Source organism: Spirochaetia bacterium 38H-sp (assembly GCA_039023545.1).
GTDB classification, from domain to species: Bacteria; Spirochaetota; Spirochaetia; order Winmispirales; family Winmispiraceae; genus Rarispira; species Rarispira pelagica.
Window position 1 is genome coordinate 483,849 of the sequence record JBCHKQ010000001.1, and the last position, 17,277, is coordinate 501,125.

A 17,277-nucleotide genomic window follows, 5' to 3' on the forward strand; every position below is an offset into this window, starting at 1 on the left:
TATGATAAGCAGCATATTACAGAAACTTTCTGGCAAAGATAAAAAAATATATATAATCTCCCATAGTTATCCTGATTATGACTCCATTGCATCTGCTGTTGGGTTGTGCTGGATATTGCAGAAATACAATATTCCTTCTGTAATTCTTTATCATGGAGAGATAGAGAGTCCATCTCTTGTTGAAACAATAAGATGTCTTGATCTAGAATTACAGTACTATACTCCGGATGATAAAAATATAACATCGGATTCTTATTTTCTTGTTGTCGATGCTGCCTATGGAAATTCTAATGTTATCTCTCTTCCTGGAACTGTTATTGCTTCTATAGATCATCATGAAACTCTTTCTACAAAAAGTCTTATTTCCGATATCAGGCCTGACTATGGAGCATGTTCTACTATTGTCTGTTCTTATATGCAGGACTTATCCTTAAAGCCCAATGAAGAAGTTGCTACTCTACTTCTGACTGCCATATTTGTAGATACAGATTTTCTAAAGAGAAAAGTTTCTTCCCATGATATTGAAGCTATCAGTTTTTTAAACAACTACGGAAGTTTGGAAAAGGCTTCTTCCACGGCTAACAATAGCTTGATAATTCCCGATGTTCCTTTGATAAAAAGAGCTCTAGAAAAGCTGGTTTTTTATAAGTTTATGGCTTTTTTTTATCTTGATGAAGAATTAAGACAGGAAGTTCTTGCCATAATCGCTGATACTATAATAAAATTGGAGGAAATAACCCTTGTTGTTGGTATATGTAAGCACAAAGAAGGTTATAAAGTATCCGTAAGAAGCGAGGATAAAAATAATTCTGCAGGTGTTTTCATACAAACAATTCTTCGAGAAATAGGAGTCGGTGGAGGTCATGTCAATATGGCAGGAGGCTTTATAAAAGCAGACATGTGGCCGGGAGAAAATTTTATTTTTGATAGATGTCTGGATTATGTAAGGAGTAAATAATGGGCAGCATAGAAAGGGTGGTTTTTGGAGATAGAGAGATAATCCTTGTTGGTACGGCTCATGTATCACAGGAAAGTGTTGATGATGTGAGAAATATGATAGAAAATGAGAATCCCGATTCCATATGTGTTGAAATAGATGCGGGACGGCTTGAGACTCTTAAGGATAAAAACAGATGGTCAAAACTAGATGTGTTCAAGATAATAAAACAGGGGCAGGGTTTTATGCTGCTTGCAAGCTTGGTTCTTTCTTCTTTTCAAAAAAGAATGGGGCTTGAGACAGGGGTAAATCCTGGTGATGAGATGAAAGCTGCAGTAGAGCTGGCAGAGAGTAAGAATATTCCTTATTATTTATGCGATAGAGATATTCAGATTACTTTAAAGCGGGCGTGGGCAAAGACATCTTTTTGGGGAAAGAACAAGCTTCTTGCTGCATTGCTTGGTTCTGCTTTTAGCAATGAGAAGATCTCGGAAGAAGAATTGAAAAAGCTCAAGGAACAAGATGCTTTGAATTCTATGATGGAAGAGCTTGCCGATTATCTTCCCGATGTTAAGACAGTTTTGATTGATGAAAGAGATACTTATCTGGCAACAAAAATATGGCAGTCTCCGGGCAAGAAAACAGTTGCTGTTGTTGGAGCGGGCCATATGCCGGGTATAATATCCTGTATAAAATCTTTTGCAGATGAAAGACATATGCCTGAACTCAAAGAATTGGAAAAAATACCTCCCAAAAGTAAATTAACATCTTTTTTACCATGGTTGATACCCGCTGCAGTAATAGGTCTTATTGTTGCTGGCTTTTTTATAAAAGGTCCTGCCCATGCTTTTAATATGTTTATTCTCTGGTTTGCCGTAAATGGTGTACTGGCTGCAATAGGTTCTCTCGTAGCAGGTGCACATCCCCTTACAATACTTGCAGGGCTTGTAAGTGCTCCTTTTACTTCTCTTACTCCTGTTGTAGGTGTAGGTATGGTGACAGGATTGGTTGAGGCTTCTCTCAGAAAGCCAAGAGTGGAGGACTTGGAGAGAATAAACGATGATATAACAAGTATAAAAGGATTCTTTAAAAACAGGGTGACAAAGATTCTTATGGTCTTCTTTCTTTCTTCTGTGGGAAGTTCCATAGGTACTTTTATTGGTATCCCCTGGCTTTCTGGATTGTTGGCAGGATAGTATGCTTTTTACTCTTTCAAGAGTGATAAGTGCTTTTCTCCTACCTCCCGGAATTTTTATAGTACTTCTAGCTTTTTATGCAATGAAAGAGAAAACAAGGGGTAATACTCGGACAGCCGCAACTATCGGTGTGTTTGCTATTTTTATTTATCTTTTTTCTACCCCCTTATTCTCCAATTTTGTTCTATCTCCTCTTGAGCCCAAACAACTTTTAAGAATACCTTCCGATGCTTATTGCATTGTTGTTCTAGGAGGAGGTTCTTCTGGGCCTGTTTCTGTAGAACAGCCATCTGCATCCTCTTCTTCCAGGCTTCTCTATGCAGCTTATCTTGCAAAAAAGCTTGGGCTACCTCTTTATATAACAGGAGGTGCTGTCTACAAAAACTCATCTGCGGAATCTTTGGTTATGACAGAATATGTAAGAAATTTTGGAATCAAAATATATACGGAAGATAAAAGCAAAAATACATGGGAAAATGCAAAAAATATGGCAAAAATAATTCCCAATAATAGTAAAATAATCTTGATTACATCGGCCTTCCATATGCCCAGAGCAATTTGGTCATTTAAGAAAAATGGTCTAGAAGTAATCCCTGCTCCATGTGATTACAGAATCCGTTATGACTTACCTCTTTATATGATTTTTTTACCTTCTGTTACTTCCTTTGAATCCTCATCCATTGCTCTAAGAGAATATATTGCTTATTTATGGTATAGCTTAAGATATAATTAAACTTGACCTTTTATCTTACTGCTAATAGGATTAAGTGGTGAGACAAATCATTGGTATATTTTCTGGAATTGCCCTAAGAGAAAAATTATCACATTTCCCTTCTGTTAAAAATGAGGTTCTAAATGGAGAGCGTTTTGTTAATAGGGTAAGAATAGGCATAGTAATAATACTTAGTATTGTTCTGATAGGATATTTTATAGAACAGGGCTATTTTATTACGGATGTCCATGGATATCTCATTTCCCTAATGCTTATCTCCGTAGTCCATATAATAATTGTAGAGTATTATATAGCAAAGAAAGAATTGGGTATAATTCCGTATTTATCCGTGTTTATCGATGCCATAGTTGTTAGTGCTTCTTTTCTTGTCTTTCTGTCCAATTTTCCATTTCCTTCTGCCGTTATAGTTTTGTATATAATGTTCTTTGGCTCTGTATTTTCTTCTATTGTAAGATACAATCCTCTTAATACTTTGTTTGCAGGATTTTTAAATGCAGTATCTTTTGCAATAGTAATGACTCTTCTTTCTCGCAGACAGCTTTTTTCCGGTAATATCGGCAATCTTTTTTCTCTTCTTATGGATCCGGTCGGCATTATTGCTGCATCTATACTCCTTTTTTTCTATGGGCTTGTAGGAACATTGTTTATAAGCACCTTTCTTAATTTTATGCTTAAAGCCGCAAGGTCGGATATCCAATTGCAAAAAATAGAGGAAAGAAGCGCTTCTCTCCTAGAAAACATACCTGGTATAATTTTTCAGCTTGAGATAAGTGCTCTTGGTAACATATATTACAGTTATATAGGGGCAAGAGCCGAGGAGATCCTTGGGGAGAAAATCCATAGATTAAAAAACAATCCCTTCTATACTCTTATGTTCTTGGACAAAAAAACTTTCAGACATGTGCTTAGTATGCTTAAAAGGCTGCCAAGCAGCAAAGAACCTGTGAGTATAGATGTCCAACTTAATACAAAAAAAGGACGCAGATGGTTTACTCTGTATACCAGTATGACTGCTAACGTGGTTGGTACATTTTTTATCAATGCCATCTTGATAGATTCTCAGGAGATAAAAGAAACCCAGGAAAAGCTGTTAAAAGCAAAAGAAGAGGCAGAAAACGCAACAAAGGCAAAAAGCGCCTTTCTTGCTATGATGAGTCATGAGCTTAGAACACCGTTAAACGGTGTTATAGGAATGAGCGAACTTTTGCTTTCGGAAGAACTAAGCCCGCAGGCAAAAGGTTATCTTGCTACAATAAAATCTTCTGGAGAAAATCTTCTTACAATAATCAATGATGTTCTGGATGCTTCTCGTTTGGAATCGGGAAAATTAAAAGTTGATATCAGGCCTTGCGACATAAAAACAGTTCTGGAAGATGTCTATAAAACCCTGTATCCGCAAGTATATCATAGAGATATAGTTTTTAAACTCGTTGTAAGAGAAGAAATCCCCGCAATACTTCTTACAGATGGTGCAAGGCTTTCTCAAATACTATTCAATCTTGCAGGCAATGCCTTGAAGTTTACACGACAGGGAGAAGTTAAAATTGAAGTTATAAAAAAAGAAGAGACAGGAAGTAAAATAACTCTTGTTTTTAGGATATCTGACACAGGTATAGGAATACCTCTAGAGGAGCAAGACCGAATATTCGAGAGGTTCCATCAAGTTGATATGAGAAGCACAAGGAAATTCCCCGGCACTGGACTTGGGCTTTCCATAGCCAGAGACCTTGTAAATCTTCTACATGGCTATATCGAATTGCATAGCAGAGAAGGAAAAGGCACTATTTTTAACGTTGTTATCCCCTTTGAGTATGATAGAAACAATACTACCATGCTTATGCCTTTTGAAAAAACAGATTTGGATGAGACTATAGAAGAGGAAGACATTGCTTTTACATCCCAGTATGTAGAAAAAATAGAGAATACAGAAAAAGAAGAGCAAGGTTCTTTGCAAAAAGCGGTTATGGCTCTGGTTGTGGATGATAATCCTGAAAACAGAAAAGTTGTGGAAAAAATGCTTATCAGAAACAATATCCTTGTACATAATGCAGATACTGGGAAAACCGCTATAGAGCTTGCAACAAAAAACAAATACAACATAATATTTTTGGATTATAACATGCCAGAAATGGACGGACTTGAGACAGCTAATGCTATCAGAAATATAAAAATCAATTCTGAAACTCCTCTTATAGTATTAACAGGGCAAGTTCTTCCTGAGGACAAGGACTCTTTTATTTCAAAAGGATTTGACGATCTTCTTGCAAAGCCTGTTCATCTAGAAGATATTAGAAACCTGCTTAAAAAATGGCGCATAATATAGATTTAAAATAAGCTGTTATGGAATCATAGGTATATAATACTATTTATCATTACACTATTATATAAAATAACCCCAGCAAGTAACTTTACAGGGGAAACTGACAAGTATTTTCCCAATATCTTATATGCGTATATAATAAAATATTTCTATAACAGATAAAATAATATTTTAATCAGATATTTTTTTATAGGTTTTGTAAAAATACAGACTTATAATTTTAAACTTATTGTTGTAAAATACATCAGAGGAGAATTTTTTGAGCGCAAAAAAGACAGCTTCTGTTTATTATACGTGCTCGGAGTGTGGAGCAAGCTCACCTAAGTGGCTTGGCAAGTGCCCTGATTGTGGGACATGGAACAGCATGATAGAAAACCAGAGTCCAGCTCCTGCATCCTACGACAAAAAAAAGCACATACATAAATCAGAGTTAATCACTATAGACAACATACCCCTTGAAGAGCAGGGAAGAATCAGTACGGGAATATCGGAGTTGGACAGAGTTCTTGGTGGAGGCATGGTCCCTGGTTCCTCAATCCTGATAGGTGGAGAACCGGGCATAGGAAAATCAACTCTCATGCTACAAGCTGCCTCTAAAATATCACAACAACATAAAACCACTTATATAGCAGGAGAAGAGTCACCTGGTCAGATAGCAAGCCGTGCAAAAAGAATAGGAGCGATAAGTGGTAAACTAACCCTTACAACCCAGACTACTGTAGAAGAACTTGAGCAAGTATTAAGGAAACACAAAACACGTATTCTGGTAGTGGACTCTATCCAAATGCTGCACTCACCTCAGGCTGGAAATACCCCGGGAACAATAAACCAGCTAAAATACTGCACATACGAACTAAGCCAATGGGCAAAAGAAAACAACTGCATAGCCTTTTTTATTGCACATCTCACAAAAGAAGGAAGTATAGCCGGACCTCGTCAGGTAGAACACATGGTAGATACAGTACTTTACTTTGAGAATACCGAGCACAACCTGAGAATACTCAGAAGCAGTAAAAACCGTTTTGGCTCCATAGACGAGCTTGGCATATTCAGCATGAGTGCAGGTGGACTGGAAGAAGTAAGAGAAATAAGCAATCTGTTTCTTGTAAATCGTGCGGGAGAATTACCCCCTGGTGTGGCAGTAGCCCCTGTAGAAGAAGGCACAAGAACCTTCCTTGTAGAAATCCAGGCATTGACAGTCCCCTCTAAGACAGGATTATCCAGGGTTTACTCCGGCAGCATAGATCCTAGACAAGTTTCACGTGTTGCTGCAGTCTTAGAAAAACACATAGGCCTACAATTCTCCAGTCAGGACATATACGTAAACATAGCCGGAGGTCTTAGGATAAAAGAAGTCGCAATAGAACTTCCGCTTGCAATGGCCCTCTACTCTGCCCGTACAGGGATAAACCTGCCACAATCCCTGGCGATAACAGGAGAACTATCCCTTGCAGGAGAAGTACGAAGCATAAAAAACCTCTCACGTCGCATAAAAACAGCAAGAGAGCTGGGAATAAAAAACATAATAAGCCCCCCCGCAGAGCAGGAAAAAATAGCGGAAAACTTTACCCCTGTGAGAACAATAAAAGAAGCCATAAGCACAATCTTTGGCAATAAAAACAATTAGACCGAAAGGTCTCCGCCGCAAGCGGCAGAGACCTTGTTGAATATAAACCCTTTAAGCTCAGTTAGTTTGACAAAGCACGTATTTCTTCTATATTTAACGCCCTGTTATAAAATCCTAGATTATCTATACTGCATGGACCTGCATTGTTTGATGAAGTCCCATCGGATAGTCCGCCTATTTTTATATCGTCACCTGGATTTGATGCTATATCTACAGAATCTGTTTTTGATTCCTCATTTCCATCCACATAAAGTGTTAATACTTTTTTATTGTAAGAGAATACAATATGATGCCAGAGACCATCTGTTATCCTTGTAGAACTGTTTATGTTGATAGAATCAAAACCGGTGTATGCACGGAATCTTATTTTACCATCTTTTGTTAACATAATTTTATACCCTTTTTTTGAGTTAGATCTTTCTATCAATGTAGGATATGAGCTGGGATTAGCATCCTTTTTTATCCAAAAAGATATACTAAAGGAATTATCTGACGAAAAGTTGAAAATATCAGAAGTTCCTCCATTTAGAAACCCTCTATTTGTTATATCTAGGCAGAGGTTGGATATACCTTGACTATACCCACTGATTACAGAAGAACTGGACGGGATAAGTGTAAAATTGTTTATGGCATCTTTTAAGCTGTTTTCAAATTTCCATAAAGCCAACAGTCCTTCTTCCGGCTGTGCGGTAGGAGTAGGAGTAGGAGTAGGAGTAGGAGTAGGAGTAGGTGTAGGTGTAGGTGTAGGTGTAGGTGTAGGTGTATAATCTGGAGGAGGAGATTGAATTATTCCTGAAGAGTAGAGATTACCTTCCATCGGATTTTTAGAATTATTCCACATATATATATTCTCTGTATTACTTGTTATTTGTCCTATATATACAGAATCGGATAGAAAGAAAGCATTGTCATGCACATATATGTTGTTTGCTGTAAGAGCAGCCTTCACGCCGCTTGAAACCCTTGAAATAACATGCACACCCCTTTTTATTTTTGAGTTACCTTCTTGATAAAAACGATTTTGCCTTACATAAGCATATGTGCCTTTAAGATCAATAAGGCTGTCGGCATAATTATTACCAGAAACACCGGAACCATAAATATCACAATTTTCGATAACCACATTCCATGTTCCTTCTTTTATATCGAAAGGCTCTGCTGTGATATCTCCACCTATAGTGCTGTCCGAAACTATTATATCATGTACATCTCTGCTGTACAGAAGCCCCTTTTCTCCAGTATTACTGCCATCTCCTTCTTTCCAGACAGAATTATCCGATCCTATATATACTCCCTCACCAAAGCCATCATTTAATTTACCTACATGGGTAACTTCTATATTGTTGCACCTTACATGATGTGACCCATCTCTAATGTGTAATCCTTCCTGGCCTATTTCTGAGATTTTTACATTATTTATCAGTATGTCGTGGGCTGCATCTATTATTATTCCCTTTGCTCCGCTTTTTATTTCCAAATTTTCTATTATCCAATAACTCCCTCTGAGGTAAAACACGTATCCTGCATCTTCCCACCCGTCTCCGGTAAGAATAGCTCTATTATTAGAGTCTGTGCCTTTTAAAATAATGGGATTTTCTGCTGTTCCGCTCTTGTTGCTGCCAAAGAACCATGTTCTTGTAACAGGACCACTTTCTGTTGCAAAATCTGCAGATGTCTTTTCTGTTGTGTATATTCCGGGTTCTATTAGAATGGTGTCTCCCGGCATCGCATTCTCCAATGCATCTACCAATCCAGAAGAAGTATTGACGTGGATTTCTCGTGTTGTGTTTGCTACAAGATTGGGTTGTTCTGCTCCGATTATGTTTCTTTCTATGATGCTATCAATATTTTCTGCTGATGTGAGGACTTGTGTGCCAAGTGAACATGAAAAAAACAAAAACAAAAGAAACAGCATAAAATAATTTTTGATTTTCATAATAGGTCCCTCCAAAAAGACAATATTGTGTGTATTTATTGTATCATATGATATTGAATTGTCAAATTTTATTTATATATTTTAAATGATTTATTTTTTTAATTAAGTGTATCAATATGTGTGTTATATTTATAGTTTTAAAGCAGTCTCTTGCTCTGTAGATACTTTTAAGACAGCAGATCTCATAAACTAAGAAATCAGACATTAAATTGTTGTGTTTTTAAAGCAACAAACATTGACAAGCTTGTGTAACATGATAGAATAAAAAAGCTTGATTAAACTTTTTTGAGTTTACGTAAACATGATAAACAAGGAGAGACAAATGAAGAACACAGTACAGATTCTGGTTGTGCCAATAATGCTGGCTGTTTTTATAACAGCTTGTGTAAGCTCCCCTCCTGAGGGTTTCCGGACGGCCAGTGAGCTTGTAGAGCAAATGACAGTTGGTTGGAACCTTGGAAACACTATGGATGCCATAGAAGGAGAAACGAGCTGGGGAAATCCTGAGACAAGCTATGAGTTGCTAAAAACAGTAAGAGAAGCAGGGTTTGATACTCTGAGAATACCTGTAACATGGGGACCTTTTATGGATTCCAACTACAAAGTAGCTTCCGAAAGAATGCAGCGCGTAAAACAGATAGTAGACTGGGCAAAGGAACTTGGTTTTATAACAATAGTCAACATACACCATGAGGACAGCTGGCTCAAACCGCAAAAAGAAGGACTGGAAGAAGTAAAAAAGCAGTATAAAGCCCTATGGAAGCAAATAGCAGAAACATTTAAAGATTATGGTGATTTCCTTATCTTTGAGGCTATGAATGAGCCTAGACTTGTTGGAACACCGGAAGAGTGGTCAGGGGGCACGGAAGAAGGCAGAGAGGTGATAAACGAGCTCAACTTGCTTTTTGTGGATACTGTTCGCTCATCAGGAGGTTTTAACCGCTTTAGAACCCTTCTTGTTACACCCTACGGTGCAAATGCAAAAGCCGGTGCAGAAGGACTTGTTGTACCTGACGGTGATAATATAGCTGTAAGCATTCACAGCTATGATCCATTTAATTTTACCTTTGCAAGTGGAGATATGTTTGAGCTTTTTACGTGGGATGGCAGTCAGTTGAGACCTCTTGAGAGGATGTTTGACAATATAAAAGGGCGTTTTATAGAAAAAGGTATCCCTGTTATTCTTACGGAGTTTGGCTCTACGGTAAAAGAAATGGAGCTTGATAACGGAGACAGAATACCCAACACAAAGGAAGTTGCAAAATATGCATCCAATATCGTTCAGATAGCAAAAAAAAGAGGAATAAAAACCATCTGGTGGGATAATGGAAAGCTTGGTGTCGGGGATGATTTCTTTGCTCTCTTGGACAGAAATACACTGCAGTGGGCAAAACCGGAAATAGTAAAGGCTCTTATAGAGGCTGCAGAAGCTCCGCCGGAGCCTCTTATTTTCCCTCCCGCAAAGAAAGGCAAAATAACAGCCAGCAAGTCAACAGGTTTCCTTGACGAGGCAGGAAGAGTAAAGGTTTTGCAAGGAAGTCCCGTAATTGATGGACAGATAGATGATGTCTGGCAAAAAGCGGATTTTGTGATACCAGGCAATAGAAACGGTAAGGACCTGTCTGCAACAGCAAAGTTTAAGCTTCTATGGGATGCAAAAAAGCTCTATATACTTGCCTATGTAGAAGATCCTGAGCTTGATATGAGCAGCGGTAATCCGTGGGAGCATGACTCTTTTGAAATCTTTCTAGATGAGAACGGAGCGGCCGGCAGCGCTTATGACTCGGATGATATTCAGTTTAGAGTCAGCTATGATGGAAAGGTTGTAACAGGCAATGGAGACCTTTCCAGATTTACAACATCTGTTGTTCCTTATGAAAAAGACGGCAAAACAATAGGTTATATAGTAGAAGCCTCCATAGATTGGCTTTTGTCCCATGACACAGGCAATATTATGGGGTTTGACATGCAGGTAAACGATGCAAGCGGTGGTGTGAGAATAGGAACTCTTACCTTTAATGACAACACAAACTCTGCCTGGCAGAGCCCTGCTGTTTTTGGTCAACTAAGACTTTATTAATATTACAAAGCCCCGGATTCCCGGGGCTTTTTTTATATATAACATCTTAAATCAAAAAGCAAAATAATATGTTATACTTATAAAGGAGTTACTAGAAAAGGATTTTCCTTTGAAAAAAATATCATTTGCTATTGTAACAGTTTTCTTGTTCTTTTCTTGCAAGGTAGTTTCCTTTACAGAAAAGGAGCTTTTCCCTGGGGCTGGTAAACCCTCTGCTAATCCGGTTGATACAGAAGTTTCTTACCTAAATATAAATGGAGAACAACTTGAAACTTGGACATATCAACAGGATAGTCCTGAGGTATTTATAATATTCTTCCCAGGTAACGGAGGCCTTACATCGGGACATGCCGGGTTTTTTAAAGATATTGCACGGATTTATAAGGCAAAAGTCACTACAGTAAACTACAGAGGATACGGCAGGAGCAGTGGAAAGCCTTCTGTTAGTGCTATTGAGAAGGATTCAACATCTGTTGTAAGAAAATTGTCAAGGCTTCCTCAAAACTCTGGACTCCCTCTTATAATAATGGCACACTCTTTGGGCGGTTTTGCTGCAACAAGAGTTGCAGGATTATCCGAGGTCTCTGGTCTTTTCTTTATATCCACATTTACAACTTCTCAGGAACTTGCAGGATACTGGAGAAAATCTCTTGTACCGTGGTATGCAAGGCCTTTTATAAGGATTGATGCGGAACCTGTAGTTCTTACTCTGGATAATATCTCTGTGATAAAAGAAATCTATAAACCGATAGTTTTTATCCATGGTAAGAAGGATGATGTTATCCCTTATTCTATGGCAGAGAGCCTTTATCGAGCCTGCCCATCTGTACTAAAGAAACTCGTTTTTTTAGAGCAGGCAGATCATACAAGTCTTATAAGCAATCCGGAGCATAGGAAATTTCTTATTAAATCTCTATCGTTTCTTATGGATTATAAGACAAGATAAACTGCTGCGCATGCTATGTTTGTACAATCAAAATAAAATTTGTTAAAATATAAAGTATATGTCAGTAGTGATACATTTCCTATATTTTGGAGATTATCCCTTTTCACCTTCCTCTGTAGCCGCTTAGTTTGTAATCAATCTTATATAATCCTTATTTTTGCATTTATACCGAACGTACGGTACTCGCTCCGCTCGTCCCGCACTGCTTCCGGCGGAAGAATAGAAGAATAAGCATACAGTCCTTTTCCCCGTATTTGCCGTAGGCAGGAGGCATTGCGCATGTAGCGCAGTGCCGACGTTCGGTATTATGAATTTTATTAAATATTTGTGTTTCATAATGAAATCATAAAAATTTGTGGAAATAAATAATATCCTTTACTACAATTATCTAAAAGGCTTTAGAGGGTGTGTTATGGCGGAAGCTCGTGTAATGATTGTAGAAGATGATGTTTTGACTCTTACTTTTCTTAGAAAGCTCTTTGAAAGGAGGGGCTTTTATGTGGAAACATGTCCTTCCGGCGGAGATGCGCTTTCTAGAATTGAGGAGCTTAAGGATTTTGATATAGTTCTGCTTGATATTATTATGCCGGGGATAAACGGTGTTGATGTTTGCGCTGCAATAAGAGAGCATTATCCACAGTTTAAGCTGCCGGTGCTTTTCCTTACTGCTCTTGGACAGCCCTCTGAGATTGCACGGGCGCTTGATGCGGGAGGTAACGATTATATCATAAAACCTCCTCAGGAAGAGGAGCTTTTTGCAAGAGTCAGGAATCTTGTAAGGCTCAAGCGTACCATAGAAGAGAACCAGGAACTGCAGGAGCTTCTAAGGCTCAAGGAACGAATTTTTCAGCTAGTTGCTCATGATATCAAGGGACCTGTTTCTGTGATTCTTCAGTCTGCCAAACTTATGAAAGAATCTGCTCCCAGTGCTTTTGACGATTATCTCAAGACTATTTCCGATAGTAGTAGAAGAATTCTGGAGCTTGTAAGAAGTTTTCTTGCTCTCTCCAAGGTGAGAAAACTATCCGGTTTGACCAAGACTTCCGATATAAGTCTCTCTGTGCTTCTTTTGGAAACTGTACAGCGGTGGAATGAGCCTGCCAAAGCTAAAGGTGTTGAGCTGGTTTATTCCTTTGACAGGGGCAAAGAATGGCTTGTTAAAGGTGACCAGATGCTGATAGGGGAGCTCATGGACAATCTTGTAAATAATGCCGTAAAGTACACCTATCCCAATACTATTGTTTCTGTTGTGTTGGAAGAGAGGGGGGATTGGATAAGATTTTCTGTAAGGGACGAGGGGCCGGGTATAAGCGAAAAGGACGCTTCGGTAATATTCGAAGAGTTTGTGAGTGTGTCTGAGCAGGGAGGTACAGGGCTTGGGCTTACTCTAGTAAAGGAGATTGCGAGATTACATGGTGCTTGTGTTGGGATAGACAGGGAGAGGGAGCGTGGAGCTGCTTTTTGGGTGGATTTTAGAAAGCCAGAGCATGACGTGGAGTAGCTTTTCTCTGTTTCTGCATATTCTTGTTTAATCCAAATCCTTTTGTTGCTGTCTGCCTTGTCCTTATATCTTGACCTTGTTTCTATGCTGGTTTAATAATTGTCTATGCTGCATTTCTATTTTTTCTTTTTTAAAAAATCAAAAACAAGGAGCTTTGTATGAAGAAGTTTTCTCTTTTTTTTATTATTGTGCTTGCAGTGCTTTTACTTTTTTCCTGCGGAGGAAATAAGGAACAGGCTGCTTCCGATACTCTTAAAGCAGGTTTTATCTATGTGGGACCTGTGGGAGATTATGGTTGGTCTCATGCGCATGATCTTGGCAGAAAGTTTGCTGAGCAGGAGCTTCCTTGGCTTAAAACTGTTTATGTTGAGTCCGTGCCGGAGGGTGATGCTGCAAGAATTATAGACAGACTTATCAATGAGCAAAAAGTGGATGTTGTTTTTACCACAAGTTTTGGCTATATGGACGATACTATTAAGGCAGGTGAACGTTATCCTGATAAGATTTTTATGCACTGCTCCGGTTATAAGCAGAGCAAAAACGTAGGAACATATTTTGCAGAGCTGTATCAGATCTATTATCTCAACGGTCTTATGGCAGGAGCCCTTACAAAGAGCGGTAAAATTGGTTATGTAGGTGCCTTTCCTATTCCTGAGGTTATAAGGCATATCAATGCATATGCACTAGGTGCCAAGGCGGTAAATCCTTCTGTTAAGGTAGAAGTAAGATGGCTTTTTAGTTGGTATGATCCTACCAAGGCCAGAGAAGCTGCCGAGGCCCTTGTTGCAGACGGTGTTGATGCTCTTGCTTTTACGGAGGATTCCCCATCTGTAATAGAAGTTGCAGAGAAATACACCGATGCCGGTAAGCCTGTTTATGCCTTTAGCCACTACAGCCCCATGCAGAGCTTTGGAGAGGATTCTGTTGTGTCCGGACAGCTTGTTGATTGGGGAATCATGTACAAGAAGATTCTCACGGACATAAAGGAAGGTAAGTGGTCCAATCAGGATCTGTGGTGGAGAGCTGGAGAAGGTGCTGCTCTTTTGGGCGGAAAATTTGACGAACCTATCAACAAGAAGTTTGTTTCTAAACTCAAGGAGATTATGATTGATACCCCGGACCTCGGTAAGATTTCTGCTTATGATCTTGTTATGAAGCGTTATGAGCAGGTAAAATCCCTTGAGTTTGAGCCTTTTACAGGGCCCATATACGATCAGGCAGGGGAGCTCAGAATCAAAGAAGGTGAGAGAGCAAGCAAGGAAGAGCTCCTTAGTATGAATTATCATGTTGATAATGTTGTAACTCCTCTTCCTGAGAATTAATGCTGTTTTTGCTGTCCCGTCCTTTTCTGTCGGGGCAGCTTTTTTATATATTTTCCTCTATTCGGAGTTTTTATGATTTCTTCTCTTGAGCTTCGTGGGATTGGTAAGGTTTTTCCTCAGGTTGTTGCCAATAAAAATGTTTCTTTTTCTGCAAAAGCAGGGGATGTAATAGGCCTTTTGGGAGAAAATGGTGCCGGCAAGACAACTCTAATGAATATTCTTTTTGGTCTTTATCAGCCTTCTTATGGCGAAATAGTTATAGACGGAAAAGTTGTCTCCTTTTCTTCACCTGCGGATGCTATACGAGCCGGTATAGGTATGGTGCATCAGCATTTTATGCTTGTAGAGGCTCATACCGTACTGGAAAACCTCATTCTGTCGGATGCGTCTCTTCCTTTTTTCTTTCCTGAGAAGGTGATGAGAAAAAAGGTTGAGGCTTTGCTGGATAAATATGGTTTTGAGCTGGATCTGGATGCTGTTGTCTGGGACCTTTCTGCAGGAGAGCAGCAAAGGGTGGAGATAGTAAAAGCACTTCTTCAGGGGTCTGATGTTCTTATTCTGGATGAACCAACCTCTGTTCTTACTCCGTCGGAAGCAGAAGAACTTTTTTCTATTTTGCGTTCTCTGGCAAAAGAAGGTCATATCGTTATTTTGATTTCTCACAAGCTGGAAGAAATCATGTCCGTTTGTAACAGAGTCGTTGTTTTGAGAAAAGGAGAGGTTGTCGGAGAATCCAGTATCGAAGGTCTTGACAGCAAGGCCCTCGCCAGAATGATGGTCGGACGAGATGTTGTTCTCAGCTTTGAGCGCGAAGATGTTCCGGCAGGTCCTGTTATACTTGATGTCAAAGACCTTGTTGTTAATGGAGACAGGGGTGAGCTTGCCGTAGATGGAGTAAGCTTTTATCTTGAAGGTGGAAGGATATTGGGTATTGCGGGTGTTTCTGGTAATGGACAGAAAGAGCTTGTAGAAGCCATAACCGGTCTGAGAAAGCCTGTGTCAGGCAAAATCAGTCTCAAAGGTCATGATGTTACGGGGGCATCTCCTAGGCTCTTGCATTCTTTGGGGATAGGTCATGTTCCAGAAGAAAGATTGAGATTTGGTACTGTACCCAATCTTCTTGTCTTTGAGAATGCAATCCTCAAGCATCACCACATGCAGCCTTTTTCCGATGTGCTTTTTCTTAACTATCCGCAGATAGAAGAACATGCCCGTTCTCTTATAGATTCTTATTCTGTAGAGACTCCCTCGGTCAAGGTCAGAACAGGCAATCTCTCAGGAGGCAACATACAAAAGCTTATTTTGGGAAGAGAGATGAGCAGAAACCCCGAGCTTCTTGTTGCTTCTCATCCCACTTATGGTCTTGATGTGGGTGCAACAGAATATATAAGAAAAAAAATACTACAACAAAGAGCAAGAGGCAGTGCAGTTCTTCTTATCTCAGAGGATCTCGATGAGATTTTTGAACTTTCTGATGTGATAGCTGTGATATACAGAGGCAAGCTTGTTGCTGTTTTTGACAGGGATGATGCAGACAGGAATAAAGTGGGTTACTACATGGCTGGTCTGGAGGTTGCAAGATGAGAGGTCTTATACGACTGGAAAAAAGAATTGACTTTCCTGTATGGTTCCCTTTTTTTGCTGTTTTTATATCTCTTGTCACAGGGCTTGTTTTTTCTGCTATTATTTTTGCACTCAAAGGCGTTAATCCCCTTATAGTATTGGGCGGCATTTTTTCTGGTTCTTTTGGCAGCCTTTACGGGCTCAAAGAAACCTTGGGCAAAGCAATACCTTTGATGCTTATAGGTACTGGACTGACCCTGCCCTTTATGGCCAAGTTTTGGAACATTGGTGCAGAGGGACAGCTTGTTGTTGGTGCAGCAGCTTCTGCCGGATTTGCTCTCTTTGTCGGACAGTCCTTGCCTGCATATATACTTTTCCCTCTCATGTTTCTCTGTGCATTTATTGCTGGTGCCATATGGGCGGTTATTCCTGTTGTGCTAAAGAACAGTTTTGGTGTCAGTGAAGTCATATCTACACTTATGCTCAATTATATTGCCTTTGAGCTGGTTACCATGCTTGTTGTAGGCCCCTGGCGTGGTGCAACCCAGCAGGGATATCCCTATAGCGACGATTTGCCGGAAGCAGCAAGGCTTTATCTTTTTCCCTATACCAGGATAAGCCCTCTTATGTTGTTTATAGCCCTGATTATTGTTGTGACAGCCTGGTTTGCTCTTTACAGAAGCCGCCTAGGTTATGAGATAAGGGTGACAGGAGAGAGCCGGGATGCCGCAAGATATGCAGGCATACATACATCTCTTGTCCTGCTTTTCTCCATGGCCTTTTCTGGAGGACTTGCAGGAGTTGCAGGATTGGGGGAAATCACAGCAATACATCATCACCTTGCCATGCCTTCTGTGATATCCGCAGGCTATGGCTTTACGGGTATTATTGTGGCATGGCTTGCGAGAAGGAATCCTTTGCTTGTTCCTCTTACTGCTTTTTTCTTTGCCGGCATACTTGTAGGCGGAGATGCCATACAAATATCCGTAGGACTCCCGGCAAGTACTGTATCTGTTTTTAACGGCATTATCTTGCTTTCTCTTTTGATAGCTGATTTTATACTGACATACAGGTTAGTGCCTGTAAAAAAGACAAAGACAGAAAAGGAAAAATAAT

12 protein-coding genes are annotated in these 17,277 nt (G+C 39.5%); 11 read left to right on the forward strand and 1 reads right to left on the reverse strand.

From position 1 onward, the window contains the following. Nucleotide 1: 1 nt before the first annotated feature. From WKV44_02120 to radA, 5 genes are all read left to right on the forward strand, one after another. Complete coding sequence (locus WKV44_02120) at nucleotides 2-958, forward strand: DHH family phosphoesterase (GenBank protein ID MEM5947331.1); 957 nt, start codon at nucleotides 2-4, stop codon at nucleotides 956-958. Continuing rightward, complete coding sequence (locus tag WKV44_02125; GenBank protein ID MEM5947332.1) at nucleotides 958-2,133, forward strand: TraB/GumN family protein; 1,176 nt, start codon at nucleotides 958-960, stop codon at nucleotides 2,131-2,133. Before WKV44_02120 ends, WKV44_02125 begins: the two co-directional genes overlap by 1 nt. A 1-nt stretch (nucleotide 2,134) precedes the next feature. Continuing rightward, nucleotides 2,135-2,866 (forward strand): YdcF family protein, encoded by a 732-nt coding sequence (locus WKV44_02130; GenBank protein MEM5947333.1) that lies wholly within the window; start codon nucleotides 2,135-2,137, stop codon nucleotides 2,864-2,866. Nucleotides 2,867-2,903: 37 nt separating this feature from the next. Further along, nucleotides 2,904-5,189: an ATP-binding protein gene (locus WKV44_02135; protein MEM5947334.1), complete on the forward strand. Its 2,286-nt coding sequence runs from the start codon at nucleotides 2,904-2,906 to the stop codon at nucleotides 5,187-5,189. Nucleotides 5,190-5,445: 256 nt separating this feature from the next. After that, nucleotides 5,446-6,813, forward strand: a complete 1,368-nt coding sequence (gene radA / locus WKV44_02140; GenBank protein ID MEM5947335.1) for a DNA repair protein RadA — start codon at nucleotides 5,446-5,448, stop codon at nucleotides 6,811-6,813. Between the two features lie 61 nt (nucleotides 6,814-6,874). Here radA and WKV44_02145 read toward each other — a convergent pair whose 3' ends face one another. Then, nucleotides 6,875-8,749: a LamG-like jellyroll fold domain-containing protein gene (locus WKV44_02145; protein ID MEM5947336.1), complete on the reverse strand. Its 1,875-nt coding sequence runs from the start codon at nucleotides 8,747-8,749 to the stop codon at nucleotides 6,875-6,877. A 322-nt stretch (nucleotides 8,750-9,071) separates the two neighbouring features. On the opposite strand from WKV44_02145, the gene WKV44_02150 reads away from it, so the two are divergent. The 6 genes from WKV44_02150 (at nucleotide 9,072) to WKV44_02175 (ending at nucleotide 17,276) form a co-directional block, all read left to right on the forward strand. Then, nucleotides 9,072-10,829, forward strand: a complete 1,758-nt coding sequence (locus WKV44_02150) for a cellulase family glycosylhydrolase (GenBank protein ID MEM5947337.1) — start codon at nucleotides 9,072-9,074, stop codon at nucleotides 10,827-10,829. A gap of 109 nt (nucleotides 10,830-10,938) precedes the next feature. Then, the gene (locus tag WKV44_02155; protein ID MEM5947338.1) at nucleotides 10,939-11,775 is read left to right on the forward strand and encodes an alpha/beta fold hydrolase; all 837 of its coding nucleotides are present in this window, start codon (nucleotides 10,939-10,941) and stop codon (nucleotides 11,773-11,775) included. 412 nt (nucleotides 11,776-12,187) lie between these two features. After that, entirely contained in the window at nucleotides 12,188-13,276 is a 1,089-nt protein-coding gene (locus tag WKV44_02160) for a response regulator (protein MEM5947339.1), read from the forward strand. Nucleotides 13,277-13,434: 158 nt separating this feature from the next. Continuing rightward, nucleotides 13,435-14,598: a BMP family ABC transporter substrate-binding protein gene (locus WKV44_02165; protein MEM5947340.1), complete on the forward strand. Its 1,164-nt coding sequence runs from the start codon at nucleotides 13,435-13,437 to the stop codon at nucleotides 14,596-14,598. A 72-nt stretch (nucleotides 14,599-14,670) separates the two neighbouring features. Then, nucleotides 14,671-16,182: an ABC transporter ATP-binding protein gene (locus tag WKV44_02170; GenBank protein ID MEM5947341.1), complete on the forward strand. Its 1,512-nt coding sequence runs from the start codon at nucleotides 14,671-14,673 to the stop codon at nucleotides 16,180-16,182. Beyond that, complete coding sequence (locus WKV44_02175) at nucleotides 16,179-17,276, forward strand: ABC transporter permease (protein ID MEM5947342.1); 1,098 nt, start codon at nucleotides 16,179-16,181, stop codon at nucleotides 17,274-17,276. The genes WKV44_02170 and WKV44_02175 overlap by 4 nt, the downstream gene beginning before the upstream one ends. Nucleotide 17,277: the final 1 nt, after the last annotated feature.